The organism is [Clostridium] ammoniilyticum, from assembly GCF_025566905.1.
Taxonomy (GTDB): domain Bacteria; phylum Bacillota_I; class Bacilli_A; order Erysipelotrichales; family Coprobacillaceae; genus Faecalibacillus; species Faecalibacillus intestinalis.
On sequence record NZ_JAOQJR010000004.1, the window covers coordinates 175078 to 191642 of the forward strand.

The window sequence follows — 16565 nt, forward strand, 5'->3', positions numbered from 1 at the left end:
TTATGACAAGTCAGTTAAATAAAATTGCAGATTATTGGAATCAACGTTCTTTTGGTTATTCTTTGGATAACCAAGAAGAACTTTTACATGATCAAGAAAAATGGATAGAATTAATAAATCGTTATCTAAAAATAAATAAAGGAATGAAAGTGTTAGATTTAGGGTGTGGCCCAGGCTTTTTTTCTGTCTTACTTACAAATTTAGGATGCCAAGTTATTGGCATTGATTATAGTGATAAGATGTTAGAAGAGGCTAGAAACAATGCACGCAAGTTTAAGGCAAATGTTGAGTTTCAGAAGATGGATGTTCAAGATTTAGCTTTTCAAGATGAAATTTTTGATTTGATTATCACACGTAATGTAACATGGAATTTAGAAAAGCCTGTACAAGCCTATCAAGAGATGGTTAGAGTTTTAAAAAAACAAGGACATCTTTTAAATATTGATGGCAATCATTATTATCATTATCAAGATCAAGATTATAATAGAGCTGGTCATAGTGATCATCAACATATGGAAGGTATTGATGTTTCTATTATTGATAATATTGCTAAAGAATTAAAGTTATCTTATGTTTTACGACCTCAATATGATATAGAAATTCTAAAAGAAATCGGTTTTCAACAAATTGAAAGTGAAATACTTTCAAAAGAAAAAACAAAGGAAGGAAAAGAATTGATTCGTCAATTCTTAATACATGCGATTAAATAATGAAAAGAATTTTATCATTATTTTCAGTTCTTTTCTTGGTAACACTTGTTACCTTTATTATGACAGATTTGGCACCAAGTGATAGTGCTGAAATGTATTATTTATCTAAAGGAATTACACCTAGCGAGGAAGTTTTAAATGAAACACGACATGAGATGGGTCTCGATAAAAATATTGTTGTTCGCTATGTTGACTGGTTGAATGATTTTGTTCATGGTGATTTAGGTTATTCTTATCATTATGGACAAGATGTGAATCAACAAATGTTATCAAAGTTACCAAATACTTTAAAATTAGCGATGTTTTCATTTGTTGTTGTTTTAGCTTTTTCGATTCCTTTAGGAATTTATAGTGCTACTCATCGTCATAGTTTGATTAATTCTATTTTAAAAAATATCTCTTTTTTAGGTTTATCTTTACCTAATTTTTGGTTAGCACTTCTTTTAATTCTGCTTTTTTCAGTAAAGATTCAATTGTTTCCTGTTATTAGTGGAAGTAGTTTAAAAGGTCTTGTTTTACCTGTTTGTTGTTTAAGTTTTCCGCTGATTTGTTCTTATACAAGAATGATTCAAAATGCTATTTTAGAACAATTAAATCAAGATTATGTTATTGGACTCAAAGCAAGAGGAATGAAACAATCAGAAATTTTATTAAAGCATGTTTTACCTCATGTTTTTACGACACTTTCTTCTTTATTAGGTCTTTCTATTGGACATTTACTTGGTGGAACAGCAATTATTGAAACGATTTTTTCATATCAAGGTTTAGGTAACATGGTTGTAGAAGCTATTCGTTATCGTGATTATCCAATTATTCAAGCTTATGCAATTTATATGGCATTGATCTATGTTTTTGTTAATCTATTTGTTGATATTTTTCAACAAGTATTAAATCCACGATTAAGGAGGCGTTTCAATGAAAAGAAAGTTAAAAATTGAGATTGGTCTTGCTGTTTTATTATTACTTATTGCTCTATTTGGTTCTTTTTTAGCGCCTTATGATCCTTTAAAAGTTAATTATGATTTCTCTTTACAATCACCAAGTTTCTTACATATTTTTGGTACAGATAAATTAGGAAGAGATGTTTTTAGTCGTATTCTTTGTGGTGCAAAAACTTCTTTTGGTTTGACTTTTTTGATGTTGTTTTTAATTGTTTTTATTGGAATGATTGTTGGCTTAATTGCAGGCTTGTCTAAGGATAAAGTTGAATCTTTTTTTAATAATATAATTAATGGATTACTTGCTTTTCCTGATACGATTTTTGCCATTGCAATAGTAGGAATCGTCGGGGCAGGTCTCTTTAATACAGTATTTGCTTTAGCACTTATTTGGTGGACAAAATATGCAAGATTGACTCTTGCTCTTGTCAAACAAGAAAAGAAAAAGAATTATTTAGTGATGGCCCAAATGTCGGGTGTACCAACACTGCAAAGAATCATTCGTTATCTATTACCTAATATTTTATCACAAATACTTGTAACAACTTTTTTAGATATTGGAAATATGATGATTTCACTTGCAGGTTTAAGCTTTTTAGGACTTGCTAGTCAGCCACCACAACCTGAATGGGGAGCGATGCTTTATGAAAGTAAACAATTTATGCAAGTGGCTCCTTGGATGATGTTTTTTCCAGGACTTGTTTTATTTATTTGTGTGCTTATTTTTAATTTATTATCAGAAGATATAAGGGATTATTTAGATCCTAAACATTATGAGGAGAAGTTATGAAGAAAATAAAATTATTACTTTGTTTATTTATGTTAACAACTTTATGTGGATGTTCTAATTCAAACAAAAATGCATCAAGTAAAACACTTAATGCAGCTATGTTTTGGATTTCAACATCTTTAGATCCGACAAATAATTATGATGGTTGGGTTTTAAGTCGCATTGGGGTAGGAGAAACATTGTTAAAACTTAATGAAAAATATGAAGTAGAACCATGTCTGGCAAAATCCTATGAACAAATTGATGATACGACCTGGAAATTTACTTTAAAAGATTCTATTACTTTTTCAAATGGTAAAAAAGTAACAGGAGAAAATGTCAAAGCATGTTTAGAAAGAGCTTTTGAAAAAAATACAAGAGCGATTGATTATTTTGATTTAAATCATGTTGAAGCAAAGGGGCAAGATATTTATCTTTATTTAAATAAATCAAGTGGGGCAATCTTAAATAATCTTTGTGAACCACTCTTTACTATTTATGATGCAAGTCAAAGTGAAGAAGATATTGCCAATCATCCTCTTTGTACCGGCCCTTTTGTGGTGGATGATTTTGTTTCAGAAAAAACAATCGATACAAGCAAAAATAAAAAATATTACGATGGTAAAGCAAAACTTGACCATGTTCATTTTAGTCAAGTGGCAGATTCTGATGCACGTGTTTTAGCGTTACAATCGGGTGAAGTTGATCTTGCGAATACGATTGATTATTCAAGTTTAAAATTATTTAGAAATAATAAAGATTATCAGGTTTTAGAAGTTTTAGGGCCACGTACAAATGTTATTTATATGAATAATGAAACAACATTTTTAAGTGATTTAACGATTAGAAAAGCTTTATCTTATAGTGTAAATCGTAAAAGTATTGTTAAATTGATTGGTGGAAAAGAAGCAACTGGTCTTTATTCAAGTGCATTACCTTATGGAGATGTTTCTAATGGCTATAGTCTTAATTTAAAAGAAGCCAATCGTCTTTTAGATGAAGCGGGCTATGTTGATACGGATAATGATGGTATCAGAGAAAAAGATGGACAAGAAATCATTTTAAATTATTATGAAAGCGCGGATCATGGTTCAGCAGATGCAAATATTATTGCGCAATCTATGCAAAGTGAAGCAAAAAAGATTGGTATTAAAATTAAACTTAATCAAGTTGAAAATGTGAATGATATTAAAGCAGCAGGAACTTTTGATTTATGTTCGGCTAATGATTCAAGTGCACCTACAGGTGATCCAGAAATCTTTATTCAACAACGTTATTTATCAACGGGTTCAAGTAATACAGGACGTTATAAAAACTCAAATCTTGATAATTTGATTCAACAATTTTCCACAACTTATGATTTAAAACAAAGACAACAACTTGCTATTCAAGCAAGTGAAATGATTTTAGATGATGCTGCCAATATTTATGTTTCTTATGTTCCTTTAAATACGGTAACTTCTTCTAAGGTCAAAGGAGCTATTTGCCATCCAGTTGATTATTATATGATTACAAAGGATATTGATCTTAAATGAGTATATTAAATTATCAAAATTTAACATTGACTTATAATGAACAAGAGATTTTACATCATATAGATTTAATGATTCCTAAAAATCAAATTACAGTTATTGTCGGTCAAAGTGGTAGTGGGAAATCAACATTACTTAAAGCAACAATGGGATTGTTAAGTGATGATGCAAAAATTATAGAGGGTAAAATTTTATTTGAAGAAGATAATTTATTAGAAAAGGGTTTAGATTGTTATAGAGGAAAAAAAATAGGCATGATTTTTCAAAATCCTTTAACTTATTTTGATGATTATCAAAATATTGAAGAGCATTTCTATGAAAGTTTACATACTCATTTTAAATATTCTAAAAAACAGTCAAGAGAAATAGCTATTCATTATTTAAAACAAATGGGGCTAGAAGAAACTATTTTAAACAAGTATCCTTTTGAATTATCAGGAGGAATGGCTCAAAGAGTGATGATTGCTTTAGTATTATGTTTACAACCTTCACTTGTTTTGGCTGATGAACCGACAAGCAGTTTAGATGTCGTTATTCAAAAACAAATTTTAGATTATCTTTTAAATCTAAAAAAACAAACAACTTTTGTGTTTGTAACACATAATATTCAAGTAGCACGTTATATTGCAGATCAAATAGTTGTTATTAAAGATGGAATGATTGTAGAAAAAGGAAATGTAGAGACTCTTTTTAATGCTCCTAAGCATCCCTATACAAAGTCACTATTATGAAAGGAAAAGAATAATGCGTTTATTTGAATCTAAAGATCTTACAAAAAAATACGATAAGACTGTTTTAAATCATCTTGATTTTAGCATTGATGAAGGTGAAGTTGTTGGTATTATTGGTGTTAGTGGATGCGGAAAAAGTACCCTTGCAAGACTTGTTTCAGGTATTGAAAAACCTTCTTCAGGTTCTTTATTATATCAAGGAAAAACAGTTGATTTTAAAAAGAGTCGTAAAGATATACAACTTATTCTTCAAAATCCAATTGAAAGCTTTTCGCCACGAATGAAAATCAAACAGTTTCTTTATGAACCTTATCATTATTTTTATCATTTAAATAAAAAAGAAGTGATGACTGCTATTAAAAAGATATTAGAACAAGTAAGTATGGATGAGGCTTGTTTGGAAAAATATCCTCATGAATTAAGCGGAGGACAGTTACAAAGAATATCAATTGCTAGAGCATTGATTATACAACCCCAATTACTTATTTGTGATGAAATTACCAGCAGTCTCGATCAAGTGATTCAAAGAGATATTATCGAATTATTAAAACAATGTGTTTATAAATATCATATGGCTATTCTTTTCGTTAGTCATGATCTCTCATTGGTTCATGAGTTTTGTCATCAGGTTCTTGTTTTAAATGATGGAAAAATCATAGAAAAAGGAACAATACAACAATTATATAAAAGTGAAAATGAAGTTGTACAAAACTTATTAAAGGCAGCTTATTTAAATGGTTAGGATATTTTGAAATATCCTTTTTTCTTTACAATGACAAGAAGATATTGTTATAATTATAACAAGAGTTATATATAACATTAGTTATAGAAAGGAGGCTTTTATGCCAGCAAAAAGAAAAATACAAAAAGAAGATATTCTACAAGCAAGTATTTCGATTATTAGCCATGAAGGACTCAATGCTTTAAATGCCAGAAAGGTTGCAAAGAAATTAGGCTGTTCAACACAACCACTTTTTTATATTTATGAGAATATGGATGTTTTAAAAAAAGATGTGATAGATGAAATTGTAAAGATTTTTGATCGAGAAGTTTTAAAAAGTGAAACAGGTCAATTAGAATACAAGGATATTGGAATCAATTATATTCGTTTTGCTAAAGAAGAGCATGAATTATTTAAAATAATGTTTAACCGAAAAATAAATGAAGGAGCATTTGATTTTATTGATTTAACAGGATCAGCAAAGACAATCCTTGAAACAATCTCTAAACAAACGGGTATGTCAAATGAAGATGCCAAACAATTCCATTTAAGAATGTGGTTATATGTCAATGGGATTGCGAGTTTAGCAGCCAATCAGACCGTTGAATTTAATGATGAAGAAATTGCAGAATTGTTAAAGGACCAATATGTTTCGATGCTTCTTTATGAAGTAAAAAAGGGAAATGTAAAAGAAGAAATTTTGGCACAACTTATTAAAAAGAATAGGGAAGGAAAAGAATGATGGAAAAAGTAATAGAGGTTTCACATCTTACAAAAGAGTATAAAAATTTAAAAGCAATTGATGATTTATCCTTTAATGTTTATCAAGGAGAAATTTTAGGATTATTAGGACCTAATGGTTGTGGAAAAAGTACAACTATTAACTCTATTTTATCATTACTTAAATATCAAGAAGGATTTATTAAGGTTTTTGGTAAAGAAATGAAACCTGATTCTTATGATTTAAAAGCAAAGATAGGAGTTATTTTTCAAGAAGTAGCTGTTTTTGATGAATTGAATGTTTATGATAATATCAATTATTTTTGTGGTTTATATATTCGAGATAAAAAACAAAGAAAACAATATGTTGACGATGCAATTAACTTAGTAGGATTAAATGATTTTAAAAAGTTTTTACCTAAACAACTTTCCGGAGGATTGCTACGTAGATTAAATATTGCTTGTGGGATTGCCCATAAACCTAAACTGATCTTTTTAGATGAACCAACTGTTGCAGTTGATCCACAAAGTCGTAATCATATTTTAGATGGTATAAAAAAATTAAGAGATCAAGGGGCTACAATTGTTTATACAACACATTATATGGAAGAAGTAGAAATACTTTGTGATCGTATTATTATTTTAGATAAAGGAAAGATCATTGCTCAAGGAACAAGTGATGAATTAAAGAAAGAAGCAAATATTGAGGAAAAGATTGAACGTGTAGGTCCAACTCTTAATGACGTTTTCTTAAAGTTAACAGGAAAGGAATTGAGGGATTGATGTTTATTCATAATCTAAAGTATACAGTTAAAATACTTTTTAAAAATAAAGTTCTTATTTTTTGGATGTTTGCTTTTCCTATTATTTTAGGTATTTTCTTTCACATGGCTTTTGAAAATATTGAAAAAGACGAAGCTTTACAAGTTTTTGATATTGCAGTTATTGACAATAAGGAATATCAAAACCAAACAATTTATCAAAAAACCTTTAAAGAGCTTTCTGATAAAAAAAATAAGGATCAGTTATTTCGTATTCATTTTGTAAATAAAAAAGAGGCGGAACAGCTTTTAGAAGATAATGAAATAGAAGGATATATTCTCTTTAATAAACAAGAACCACAAATTGTGATTAAAGAAAATGGTATGGAACAAACAATCTTGCAATTTGTTATGGATGAAATTAAACAAAATAAGAGGATGATAGAAGATCTAACAAAGAAACAAATTGAAGATGAAATACAACAAGGAAACTACAATTTTAATGTTCAACAAATTGTACATGATATTCTTCAAAAGCTCAATAACCAAGAAGTATCTTTAAAAGACACATCAAGTAGTCATTTAAGTTATATGCAAATTGAATATTATACCTTAATTGCCATGGCTTGTATGTATGGTGGGATGTTGGGCTTAACAGCTATTAATAATCAATTGGCGAATATGTCCGCTAAAGGGAAAAGAGTTTCTGTTTCACCAAATAAAAAAGGAATACTTGTCTTATCTTCAGCACTAGGTTCTTATTTAGTAAGCCTTGTTGGTTTAGCAATTCTTTTAATCTTTTTAAAATTTGGTTTAAATGTTGAATTTGGTAGTCAATGGCTTTATATAGTCATTCTTTCTTTAGTTGGTGATTTAGCAGGTATTTCGATGGGAATATTTATTGCTTCTGTTTTTAGAGTTTCTGAACAAGCAAAAACAGGAATTAATATTGCGATTTCTATGTTTTTCTCGGTTCTATCTGGGATGATGGGTGTTACTTTAAAATATGTTATTGATAAAAATATACCTATTGTTAATCTTATCAATCCTAATAATTTGATTACCGATGGTTTTTATGCTTTATATTATTACAATACATTTAATCGATATATCAGAGATATTTGTTGTTTAGGAGTATTTATTATTGTATGTTTATTTATTTCTTTTAGGGCTTTAAGGAGGGAACAATATGATTATATTTAGTACCGTTTTTAAAATCTTAAATAAATTAAAAGGAAACTTAATTCTTTATACAGTGATCTTACTTGCAATTACATTATTTAATACAACTTCTGGTAATATGAATCATTATGAGGCAACAAAACCAGATATTTTGATTGTAAATAAGGATCAAAACAATGAAATAACCAAAGGATTTGTTTCGTATTTAAAAGAACAAGCGACATTAAAAGATATCGACATCAATGATCAAGAAAAAGTAGACGATGCATTGTTTTATCGTGATATAAGTTATGTTGTGTATATTCCTGAAAACTTTGGTGATGATCTTGTAAATGATAAAAATCCAACGATTGAATATAAATCAAATGGTAATGAAAATGCATCTTTTACCCAAATGTTAATTGAAAAATATATAAAGACAGTAAATCTTTATAAAGAACATTATCAAGGTAAAGCTTTAAATCAAAAAGTCAAACAAGTGATTAACCAAAAAACAAAAGTAAACCTCAACACATCCTTAGATAGTTCTAAATTGAATCAAGTGAATGTTTATTTTAATTTCTTAAACTATGCCTTACTGGCCGGGGGAGTTTATTGTATGACAATGATTCTTGCAAGTTTAAATCAAGAGGGTGTACGTAAAAGAACAATTATGAGCAGTTTTTCATATCGTAAATATAATTGGATTGTTTTTGCTTCTTTAGGTCTTGCTTCTTTTATTGTATGGTTAGCCTATATGATTATTAGTTTTATCTTATTTAAAGAAATTATGTTAAGTGGGAATGGGATTGCTTATATTTTAAATTCATTTGTTTTTTCAATATGTAGTTTAGCCGTAGGATTCTTAATTGGAACTATTACCCATAATAAGCAAGCTATTGGAGGTATTGTCAATGTTGTTGCTTTAGGAACATCGTTTCTTTGTGGATGCTTTGTGCCAATGTCATTTATGCCAAGCTATGTTTTAAAGATTGCTCATATTTTACCAACGTATTATTTTGTACAAAATAATGAACTTATTAAAACATTAGAATATTTTAAATTAGAAACATTACAACCAATAATTATTAATGGTATTATTGTTTTAGGATTTACCTTAAGCTTTGTTTTGATTACCTTAATGATTAGTAAAAGAAAACAAAAGATTGGGTGAGTGTATGAAAGAATTTCTATTAATTGTTGTCATTGTTATTTTAATGAATACAAAAAAACAAATATCAAAAGATCATTATTTAAGTTTAGGAATGTTAATGGGAGGCAATAGGATACTATTTTAAAAAGGACGAGTCATCAAGATGGATAAGAATGAATTATTAATGAATATTTATAAAATTCACACAACACATTTAGGTATATCAAGAATTAAAAGAAATTTAGGAATTGAAGAAGATGTTGTAGAATTTTGTAAGAATAAAGTTTTAGATAAAAAGAGTTTGATATATCGTAAAGGGAAAAACTGGTATATTGAAAATGGTGCTATAAAAATAACAATTAATGCAACAAGCTATACCATTATTACGGCACATACAATAAAATAGATTTTCACAAGTTGTGCACATTATGCACATTTTATTCACATTGAAATTAAAATATAAAGTTAGGTTATCATCATTTTGATATAGGACAATCATATGGTAATGAAAAAGGTATAGGCAAAGATATCCGTAAATATGTCAAGTAACCAAAGAAAGTATTGTCCAAACCATTGAAACAACGGGACTAGGTTATTTAGATAGGATGATTATTCATAGAGCTTAACCTTAGGAGAAAGTCAATCAAAGCGATGATCGTTATCTAGAAGGAAATAAAATTGCTTGTAAAGTTTTAGAAGATGTTTATAAGGAAGGTAAGTTAAAAGCAATTTGTGAAATTTTATATGAAGAATTTCGTGCAGAACACATGGATTTTATTGATGGTCCAGCTACTAATACTTCTATTTTAGATAAGATTTAAAAGTGATGTTATTTGGGTTTGCTATAAAGCATAACGATTAAAAGATATTGACAATTTGTTAGTATCTTTTTTCTTGACAATCTTTTTTATAATTATATAATTACCAATGATAATTATCATTGGTAATTAATAGGAGAAATTAATGAAAAGCGAAAAAGTAAAAGAAATGTTAGATAGCTGTTACATGGCTAAAAGGATTTTAGATATGTTGCCTAAACTTCCTGAAGGAGTTTTACCATCCTATGTACGTTATTTAGAAACGATTATCGAACTTGAAGAAAAAAATCAAAAAGTGAGGGTTTCAGATGTGAGTGAAGTTTTAAATCTTCCTCGTCCGGGAGTTACACGTACAATTCATGCAATGGAAGAAAAAGGATATTTAAAAAAAGAAACAGCTAAACATGATGGACGTGTCACTTATGTGACCGTTACAAAAGAAGGAAAAATGATTTTTGAAAAATACAATAAAGATTATTTTCAAAAATTAGCCTTGTGTTTGAATCATGTTTCTAATGATGAAGCAGATTGTATGATTCAAACTATTGAAAAGTTTTATGAAGTTATGTGTGAAGGGAGAGAAAAATAATGGATCACTCTAAATCAGATTTTACGCAGGGAAGTATTTTAAAGAAATTATCATTATTTATGATTCCTGTTTTAGGTGCGCTTATTTTACAAGCGGCCTATGGAGCGGTTGATTTACTTGTTGTTGGAAGATTTGGAACAACAGCAGGACTTTCAGCAGTTTCTACAGGAAGTCAAGTTTTAAACTTGATAACATTTGTGGTAACACAATCTGCGATGGGAATTACAGTTTTAATTGCAAGATATATTGGTGAAAAGAAAATGAATTTGATTGGTGCTTTAATAGGAGGAGCAACGGTAGTTTTTGCAATTATTTCTGCAATTATATTTGTAGTTATGATTATGTTAGCATCACCAATTTCAACTTTGATGCAAGCACCTAAAGAAGCACTTGGTTTAACTGCTACTTATGTAAGAATTTGTGGGGCAGGTATTTTCTTTATTGTTGCTTATAATCTATTATCAGCGATCTTTAGAGGTTTAGGCGATAGTAAATCACCTCTTTTATTTGTGGCAGTTGCCTGTGTTATTAATATTATTGGTGATTTAGTTCTTGTTGCAGGATTACACTTAGATGCAGCAGGAGCTGCCATGGCAACTGTTTTTGCCCAAGCAATCAGTGTTGTTTTTGCTTTAATGCTATTATTTAAAAGAAAATTATCATTTAAAATTACAAAGCATGATTTTAAAATCAATTCACATTGTGTTCGAGCTTTAAAAATTGGGTTACCATTAGCGCTTCAAGAATGTTTAACACAAATTTCATTTTTAGCTTTATGTGCTTTTATTAACCGTTTAGGATTAGAAGCATCATCCGGTTATGGTGTTGCTTGTAAAATCGTTAACTTTGCCATGTTAGTACCAAGTTCATTAATGCAATCAATGGCTTCTTTTGTTGCCCAAAATGTGGGTGCTGGTGATGAAAAAAGAGCAAAACATGCAATGTTTACAGGAATGGGTATTGGCTTAATAATTGGTGTTGTTGTCTTTATCTTAGTTTTATTTAAAGGAGATTTACTTACAAGTATTTTTACAACAGAAAAAGCCGTTATTTTACAAGGTTATGCTTATTTAAAAGGATTTGCTTTAGAAACAATTGTAACAGCAATATTATTTAGTATGGTTGGTTATTTTAATGGTCATTATCAAACGGTATGGGTCATGGTACAAGGACTTATTCAAACCCTTCTTGTACGTTTACCACTTTCTTACTATATGTCAATTCAACCTCATGCAAATTTAACAAATATTGGTTTAGCTGCACCAATTGCGACAATTGTTGGTATTATACTAAATGTATGTTTCTATATTTATTTAAGTAAAAAAATGAAAAAAGAAAATGCTTAGGAAGTGTGAAAAACACTTCTTTTTTAATGGAATGATAAAATTTGATTTGAATATTTAAATAGTACATAGCGATCGTATAATAATACCGAAAGGGTGATTACCGTGAAAAAGATACCAACAGGAATTAAAAGTTTTAGAAAGCTTAGAAAAGAAAATTATTACTTTGTAGATAAAACACGGATGATTAAAGATTTTTTAGAAAGAGGTTCTGAAGTAACGCTAGTTACAAGACCATCACAGAAGAAATAAAAAATATTAATGGAATTACTTTTATTTGGGTAACAGATGGTCAAGGATGGAATACTGCAAAACATAATTTAAAAGAAACATTTGATGTTTTAAAACATCTATATTGCATTACGGATTTAGAAAATGGTATTCTTGAAACAATAATTAAATGATAAAAAATATAAAATACATAACATATAAAAAATCGTTAAAATATATAATTATATTTCTAACGGTTTCTTTTTTTATAACAAATTTTAAAATTATTTTATCTTTGTTAAATTTTCATGGCTAAATAAAACTTATCAACATAATCATTTTCTATAGCTAAAAGTAATTCATCTTTATACTTGCTATCATTAATTAATTTAACTAGTCGAGCATTCCTTTCTTTTAAACTCTCTATTACACCTTGAGAAGGAATGATATTTGATTTTGATGAATTATTTGATTTGCTTGTTAAAACTAAGTTCCAAATATCATCACTGTACATGAAAGACCACGGAATGACATGATCAACAGAAATATCATTTTCTTGTAATACTTTTCCAGTATAAAAATCAATTGCTTGATAGTTATTGCTTTTTAAAAGAATATTTTTATATTTTGTTAAACTGCTTCTTTTAATAGTATTATCAGAAATGCCTTTTACTTTAGAAGCAATTCTTGGAGAATGATTAAATTTTTCAAGAAGTTGAGCCCATTTAAAATTAATAAGTTGAGATAAAACAAAACTATATTCTTTAAGCGATAGTACTTGTTGTTTAGTAAAAGAAATAAACATGCAATTTTTATCTAAATAATAAAGATCATATTCTTTTTTATTTGCTAATTTAAATCTCCAAGAAACATCATTTTTTAATGTTTTAGCACTGTCGTTGATAATTTTACGATATTGTTTTTCATGTTTTAAAATAGTCTCAGCTTTATCAAACCAAACAGGAACATGAGTACGTTGAATAGATTCATATAGATCAATTAGAAGATTGACATTTTGAACTAAAATGGGAATTTTCTTTTTGTTTGGACTTTGATCAAGATGAAAGAAATAGGTTTGATTCCAATAATATTTAATCATCTTTTTTGCAATATGTTGAAATGTAAAAGTTACTTGTTTATCTAATTGATTTGTTTCAAAACATAGTTCAATAATAGCTCTTCCCCATGCAAGTTTATATGTATTATCATTATTCATATTTTCTATAATTTCTAACCATTGTTTGATATAGCTGTTCATTTTATTTCTCCAAATATTTAATATTATTTCTTTATAAATTTTAACATAAAGAAAATAGATTTAAAAATTAATTTCTCTATATTTTGTTTGATAGCACTTTTGCATAATGCTATGATTAAGAGAAAAAAAGCAAACGCTTAGGAGGAAAAAGGAATATTTGATAAATTGTTTGAACCGATACAGATTCGTGGCATGGAATAAAAAAATCGTATTATGATGTCTGCGATAGGTACGCATGAAAGTGTGGAAAGTGAAGGCAGAAAAAGTGTTATAGATAAGTTGATTGCTTATCATGTAGCACGTGCTAAGGGTGGCAATGGTTTAAATACGGTTGAGGTTACTGCTGTTGACAAAGCAAGTGCACATTTTGGATTTTTATTTATAGTTGAAGATAAGTATATTAATGGCTTAAAAAAATTAAATGATGTAGTACATGATGCTGGTGATAAAACATGTATTCAACTTTGGCAAGGAGGTTTAGCTGTTGCTTTAGATTAAAAATCAAAAATTCTAGTTCCAAATGATATACCATTAAATGCAGAATATACTGTGCAAGAAATTACTTTTGAAAGATTATTAGATGTCATTAATAAGTTTGGTGAGGTAGCTAAATGTTCAGTTGAAGCTGGATTTGATTTTTTAGAATTTCATTGCGCTCATAATTATTTACCACACTCAATGCTTTCTAGTGGAATCAATCATCGAAGTAATGAATGGGGTGGGAGTTTTGAAAATCAATAGAAATTTCCACTTTAATGTATTAAAGCTATTCGTCAAAATATACCAGAAGACATGCCTCTATTTTTGAAAATAGATTGTCATGATGATATGCTTGAAAGTGGATTAATTCTTAAAGAAGTGATTGACTGTTGTAAAGATGCCAAAGAATATGGTGTCAATGTTTTAAAAATATCACGTGGAAATATTATAACAGCTGTAACTCTTTATGAAGTAGCTCCTGTAGATATTAAAAATGGATTCAATGTAGAAGATGGTGAACGTATTCGTAAAGAAACAGGAATGTTTACAATGCCTTGTGGACGTATTAATACTCCTGAATTTGCTGAAAAGATATTAGAAGCTGATAAAGCAGATTTAATTGTAATGGCGCGTGCGCAACTTGCCGATGCAAATTTTTGTAATAAAGCTAAAAATGGTCAAGTGAATCAAATTCGTTATTGTAGTAATTCTTTGTATGATCCAAGTATCAAACATATTACGTGAATAAGAAATCCAGGATTATTAGAAGAAGCAACAGATAGTCTCTCTATGGCTTCACATCCTAAAAAAGTTGTTATTGCAAGTGGAAAAGAATATTTATAAGATGGTGTTATTATAGCAGTTGTTTTAAATCAAATGACACAAGTGATTATGAAAAACTTGACATATCAACTCATATTATTGGTGATTGTAAAAAAGCAAATGTTGCTTTGATGCGTTTAGAGATGCATGTTATGCAGTATTAGATATTAATAAATAATAATAAAACAGGATGAACAACAATTGTGTTGTAATATTCCTGTTTTTAAATTATTTTTAGAATTAGTATAGAACAATTATTAAATATGATAAAATTAGATAAAAGAAAGTTGATTATAATAATTTAAAAACAAAGGAGATATGTCTATGTATTTTAAAGAACCGTTTGACAAAGAAAAAATTGAAAAACAACATGAAGAATTATTAAATATTTTTAAAGAAGATCTTTCAAATTTATCTGATAAAACATTCAAGAAACATATACAAAATGTTGATTTCTTTATCAATGAATATTTATTAAATCGTAATAATGCAAATTATGAAGAAGTTAATAATGAAGTTGATTTGTTCTTTAGAGATTTCTTTATTAGAAAATGTATGTGGTCTTCACCAAATTCTATAAAAGAAACAGCAGCTCGTTTTAAAAAGTTTTATAAATCAATGATGAATCATGATAAATTTAAAAAAGATGACTATAAATGTTTATGCGATACCATTAAAGATGAAATGAAATCTTGGCAAGAATCATGTGATTACTATGATAGTGGAAAACCAAATTGGGATCCGTTTAAATTTTAAAGGTAGGGTAATAAGAATTGTATAACTATAAGATTGAAATAGAAAGCCCTTATGGACATATTATCATTAGCTATGGTCGACATGATAAGCATCGAGTAAGAGTTCTTGATATAGATGGTGGTATGGAATCAGCAACTTATATAGAAGAAGAATTACAAAATGAATTACTTTTTGAATATATGTATTTATTTGATTTAATGTTTGATGAAAATTATTTAGAAGATAGACAAATTAATGATGTTTTATTAATTGGTGGTGGTGCTTTTCATTATCCCAAATATTTTTTAGCACATCATCAAGGAAATATTGATGTTGTTGAAATTAACAAAGTTCTTTATGATATTTCTAATAAATACTTCTATTTAGAAGAAACTATTAATAAATTTGATAAGAATAAAAATAGATTTCATTGTTATTTTGAAAATGGAAGAGATTATATAAATAGGAACAAAAAGAAATATGATGCTATTTTAAGTGATGTTTTTATTGGTGAAAATTTAGTATTAGAACTTCATTCATTGGAAGCAATCAAAAGAATAAAAGAATCTTTAAACCCACAAGGAATTTATATAACAAATATCATTGGTTCATTAAGTGGTAAATATAGTCAAAATATAAAGAATGTTGTAAAAACACTCAAACAATGTTTTAAATATATTTATGTCTTTAAAGCACAAGAAAAGAATGAGCATCAAAAAAGACAAAACTTAATCGTTGTTGCAGTAGATCAAGAAGTTCATTTTAATATTGTAAGTTATCATAATATTAATCAAAAGAGATATCATCAAGGAATGATCAATCATGTTGATGATATTGATTATACAAATGGACATATTTTAAGAGATAAAAATTTATTATAATTATTGTTTTATCTTAAAAAATATGATAAGTTTAATCCATGGGAATGAGGTTCTCCCTCGATTTATATCGAAACCGCTATTTGGCTAATGACTTCTGTGTAATACACAGGGTGATTAGCTTTTTTTGTAGGAGGAAACATGGAAAATAAAAAAGAATTATTAAAGTATATGATATTTGCAGGTGTTATGGGAATCGTTGTAGGAGGTATTGATACTGTTTTTGGTAAAGGACT

Annotated in this window: 18 protein-coding genes, 1 pseudogene and 1 riboswitch; of the genes and pseudogenes, 18 read left to right on the top strand and 1 reads right to left on the bottom strand. The window is 28.2% G+C overall.

Features of this window, described 5'->3' with window-relative positions; all coding sequences use genetic code 11:
* Positions 1 to 2: 2 nt before the first annotated feature.
* The 15 genes from OCV55_RS05650 (at position 3) to OCV55_RS14095 (ending at position 12350) form a co-directional block, all read left to right on the top strand.
* Entirely contained in the window at positions 3 to 710 is a 708-nt protein-coding gene (locus OCV55_RS05650) for a class I SAM-dependent methyltransferase (protein ID WP_147580055.1), read from the top strand.
* Complete coding sequence (locus tag OCV55_RS05655) at positions 710 to 1648, top strand: ABC transporter permease (RefSeq protein ID WP_147580056.1); 939 nt, start codon at positions 710 to 712, stop codon at positions 1646 to 1648. The genes OCV55_RS05650 and OCV55_RS05655 overlap by 1 nt, the downstream gene beginning before the upstream one ends.
* Entirely contained in the window at positions 1626 to 2438 is an 813-nt protein-coding gene (locus tag OCV55_RS05660; RefSeq protein ID WP_147580057.1) for an ABC transporter permease, read from the top strand. The genes OCV55_RS05655 and OCV55_RS05660 overlap by 23 nt, the downstream gene beginning before the upstream one ends.
* Positions 2435 to 3952 carry an ABC transporter substrate-binding protein gene (locus tag OCV55_RS05665; RefSeq protein WP_147580058.1) on the top strand — a complete coding sequence of 506 codons (1518 nt, stop codon included), beginning with the start codon at positions 2435 to 2437 and terminating at the stop codon, positions 3950 to 3952. Before OCV55_RS05660 ends, OCV55_RS05665 begins: the two co-directional genes overlap by 4 nt.
* Complete coding sequence (locus OCV55_RS05670; RefSeq protein WP_147580059.1) at positions 3949 to 4680, top strand: ATP-binding cassette domain-containing protein; 732 nt, start codon at positions 3949 to 3951, stop codon at positions 4678 to 4680. Before OCV55_RS05665 ends, OCV55_RS05670 begins: the two co-directional genes overlap by 4 nt.
* A gap of 13 nt (positions 4681 to 4693) precedes the next feature.
* Positions 4694 to 5422 (top strand): ABC transporter ATP-binding protein, encoded by a 729-nt coding sequence (locus OCV55_RS05675; protein ID WP_267309829.1) that lies wholly within the window; start codon positions 4694 to 4696, stop codon positions 5420 to 5422.
* A gap of 100 nt (positions 5423 to 5522) precedes the next feature.
* Complete coding sequence (locus tag OCV55_RS05680) at positions 5523 to 6143, top strand: TetR/AcrR family transcriptional regulator (RefSeq protein ID WP_147580061.1); 621 nt, start codon at positions 5523 to 5525, stop codon at positions 6141 to 6143.
* Positions 6143 to 6904, top strand: a complete 762-nt coding sequence (locus tag OCV55_RS05685; protein WP_081918938.1) for an ABC transporter ATP-binding protein — start codon at positions 6143 to 6145, stop codon at positions 6902 to 6904. The genes OCV55_RS05680 and OCV55_RS05685 overlap by 1 nt, the downstream gene beginning before the upstream one ends.
* Positions 6904 to 8085, top strand: coding sequence for an ABC transporter permease (locus OCV55_RS05690; RefSeq protein ID WP_147580062.1), 1182 nt, complete (start codon positions 6904 to 6906; stop codon positions 8083 to 8085). The genes OCV55_RS05685 and OCV55_RS05690 overlap by 1 nt, the downstream gene beginning before the upstream one ends.
* On the top strand, positions 8072 to 9217 hold the full coding sequence (locus tag OCV55_RS05695) for an ABC transporter permease (protein WP_147580063.1): 1146 nt from the start codon (positions 8072 to 8074) through the stop codon (positions 9215 to 9217). The genes OCV55_RS05690 and OCV55_RS05695 overlap by 14 nt, the downstream gene beginning before the upstream one ends.
* Before the next feature lie 142 nt (positions 9218 to 9359).
* Positions 9360 to 9602, top strand: a complete 243-nt coding sequence (locus tag OCV55_RS05700; protein WP_032089979.1) for a DUF3781 domain-containing protein — start codon at positions 9360 to 9362, stop codon at positions 9600 to 9602.
* 557 nt (positions 9603 to 10159) lie between these two features.
* A complete protein-coding gene (locus OCV55_RS05705; protein WP_119363280.1) occupies positions 10160 to 10603 on the top strand; it encodes a MarR family winged helix-turn-helix transcriptional regulator in 444 nt (147 codons plus the stop codon).
* The gene (locus OCV55_RS05710; RefSeq protein WP_147580064.1) at positions 10603 to 11949 is read left to right on the top strand and encodes an MATE family efflux transporter; all 1347 of its coding nucleotides are present in this window, start codon (positions 10603 to 10605) and stop codon (positions 11947 to 11949) included. Before OCV55_RS05705 ends, OCV55_RS05710 begins: the two co-directional genes overlap by 1 nt.
* A 102-nt stretch (positions 11950 to 12051) precedes the next feature.
* Positions 12052 to 12198 (top strand): AAA family ATPase, encoded by a 147-nt coding sequence (locus tag OCV55_RS05715; RefSeq protein WP_119363282.1) that lies wholly within the window; start codon positions 12052 to 12054, stop codon positions 12196 to 12198.
* A gap of 23 nt (positions 12199 to 12221) precedes the next feature.
* Complete coding sequence (locus OCV55_RS14095) at positions 12222 to 12350, top strand: DpnII family type II restriction endonuclease (protein WP_394802855.1); 129 nt, start codon at positions 12222 to 12224, stop codon at positions 12348 to 12350.
* A gap of 104 nt (positions 12351 to 12454) precedes the next feature.
* Here OCV55_RS14095 and OCV55_RS05720 read toward each other — a convergent pair whose 3' ends face one another.
* Positions 12455 to 13414, bottom strand: coding sequence for an HNH endonuclease domain-containing protein (locus tag OCV55_RS05720; protein WP_147580065.1), 960 nt, complete (start codon positions 13412 to 13414; stop codon positions 12455 to 12457).
* Between the two features lie 213 nt (positions 13415 to 13627).
* On the opposite strand from OCV55_RS05720, the pseudogene OCV55_RS05725 reads away from it, so the two are divergent.
* The 3 genes and pseudogenes from OCV55_RS05725 to OCV55_RS05735 all read left to right on the top strand — a co-directional run bounded on the left by OCV55_RS05725 (position 13628) and on the right by OCV55_RS05735 (position 16332).
* A pseudogene (locus tag OCV55_RS05725) lies at positions 13628 to 14638 on the top strand (NADH:flavin oxidoreductase).
* Positions 14639 to 15040: 402 nt separating this feature from the next.
* Positions 15041 to 15472, top strand: coding sequence for a recombinase (locus OCV55_RS05730; protein WP_147580066.1), 432 nt, complete (start codon positions 15041 to 15043; stop codon positions 15470 to 15472).
* Positions 15473 to 15489: 17 nt separating this feature from the next.
* Complete coding sequence (locus OCV55_RS05735) at positions 15490 to 16332, top strand: spermidine synthase (RefSeq protein WP_147580067.1); 843 nt, start codon at positions 15490 to 15492, stop codon at positions 16330 to 16332.
* A 31-nt stretch (positions 16333 to 16363) separates the two neighbouring features.
* A riboswitch (Fluoride riboswitch) is annotated at positions 16364 to 16436 on the top strand.
* The last annotated feature ends 129 nt before the right edge of the window (positions 16437 to 16565 follow it).

Excerpts from the sequence above, each read along its gene's own strand:
- OCV55_RS05650 (WP_147580055.1), top strand. The coding sequence starts at position 3 with ATGACAAGTCAGTTAAATAAAATTGCAGATTATTGGAATCAACGTTCT.
- OCV55_RS05655 (WP_147580056.1), top strand. The coding sequence starts at position 710 with ATGAAAAGAATTTTATCATTATTTTCAGTTCTTTTCTTGGTAACACTT.
- OCV55_RS05660 (WP_147580057.1), top strand. The coding sequence starts at position 1,626 with ATGAAAAGAAAGTTAAAAATTGAGATTGGTCTTGCTGTTTTATTATTA.
- OCV55_RS05665 (WP_147580058.1), top strand. The coding sequence starts at position 2,435 with ATGAAGAAAATAAAATTATTACTTTGTTTATTTATGTTAACAACTTTA.
- OCV55_RS05670 (WP_147580059.1), top strand. The coding sequence starts at position 3,949 with ATGAGTATATTAAATTATCAAAATTTAACATTGACTTATAATGAACAA.
- OCV55_RS05675 (WP_267309829.1), top strand. The coding sequence starts at position 4,694 with ATGCGTTTATTTGAATCTAAAGATCTTACAAAAAAATACGATAAGACT.
- OCV55_RS05680 (WP_147580061.1), top strand. The coding sequence starts at position 5,523 with ATGCCAGCAAAAAGAAAAATACAAAAAGAAGATATTCTACAAGCAAGT.
- OCV55_RS05685 (WP_081918938.1), top strand. The coding sequence starts at position 6,143 with ATGGAAAAAGTAATAGAGGTTTCACATCTTACAAAAGAGTATAAAAAT.
- OCV55_RS05690 (WP_147580062.1), top strand. The coding sequence starts at position 6,904 with ATGTTTATTCATAATCTAAAGTATACAGTTAAAATACTTTTTAAAAAT.
- OCV55_RS05695 (WP_147580063.1), top strand. The coding sequence starts at position 8,072 with ATGATTATATTTAGTACCGTTTTTAAAATCTTAAATAAATTAAAAGGA.
- OCV55_RS05700 (WP_032089979.1), top strand. The coding sequence starts at position 9,360 with ATGGATAAGAATGAATTATTAATGAATATTTATAAAATTCACACAACA.
- OCV55_RS05705 (WP_119363280.1), top strand. The coding sequence starts at position 10,160 with ATGAAAAGCGAAAAAGTAAAAGAAATGTTAGATAGCTGTTACATGGCT.
- OCV55_RS05710 (WP_147580064.1), top strand. The coding sequence starts at position 10,603 with ATGGATCACTCTAAATCAGATTTTACGCAGGGAAGTATTTTAAAGAAA.
- OCV55_RS05720 (WP_147580065.1), bottom strand. The coding sequence starts at position 13,414 with ATGAACAGCTATATCAAACAATGGTTAGAAATTATAGAAAATATGAAT.
- OCV55_RS05730 (WP_147580066.1), top strand. The coding sequence starts at position 15,041 with ATGTATTTTAAAGAACCGTTTGACAAAGAAAAAATTGAAAAACAACAT.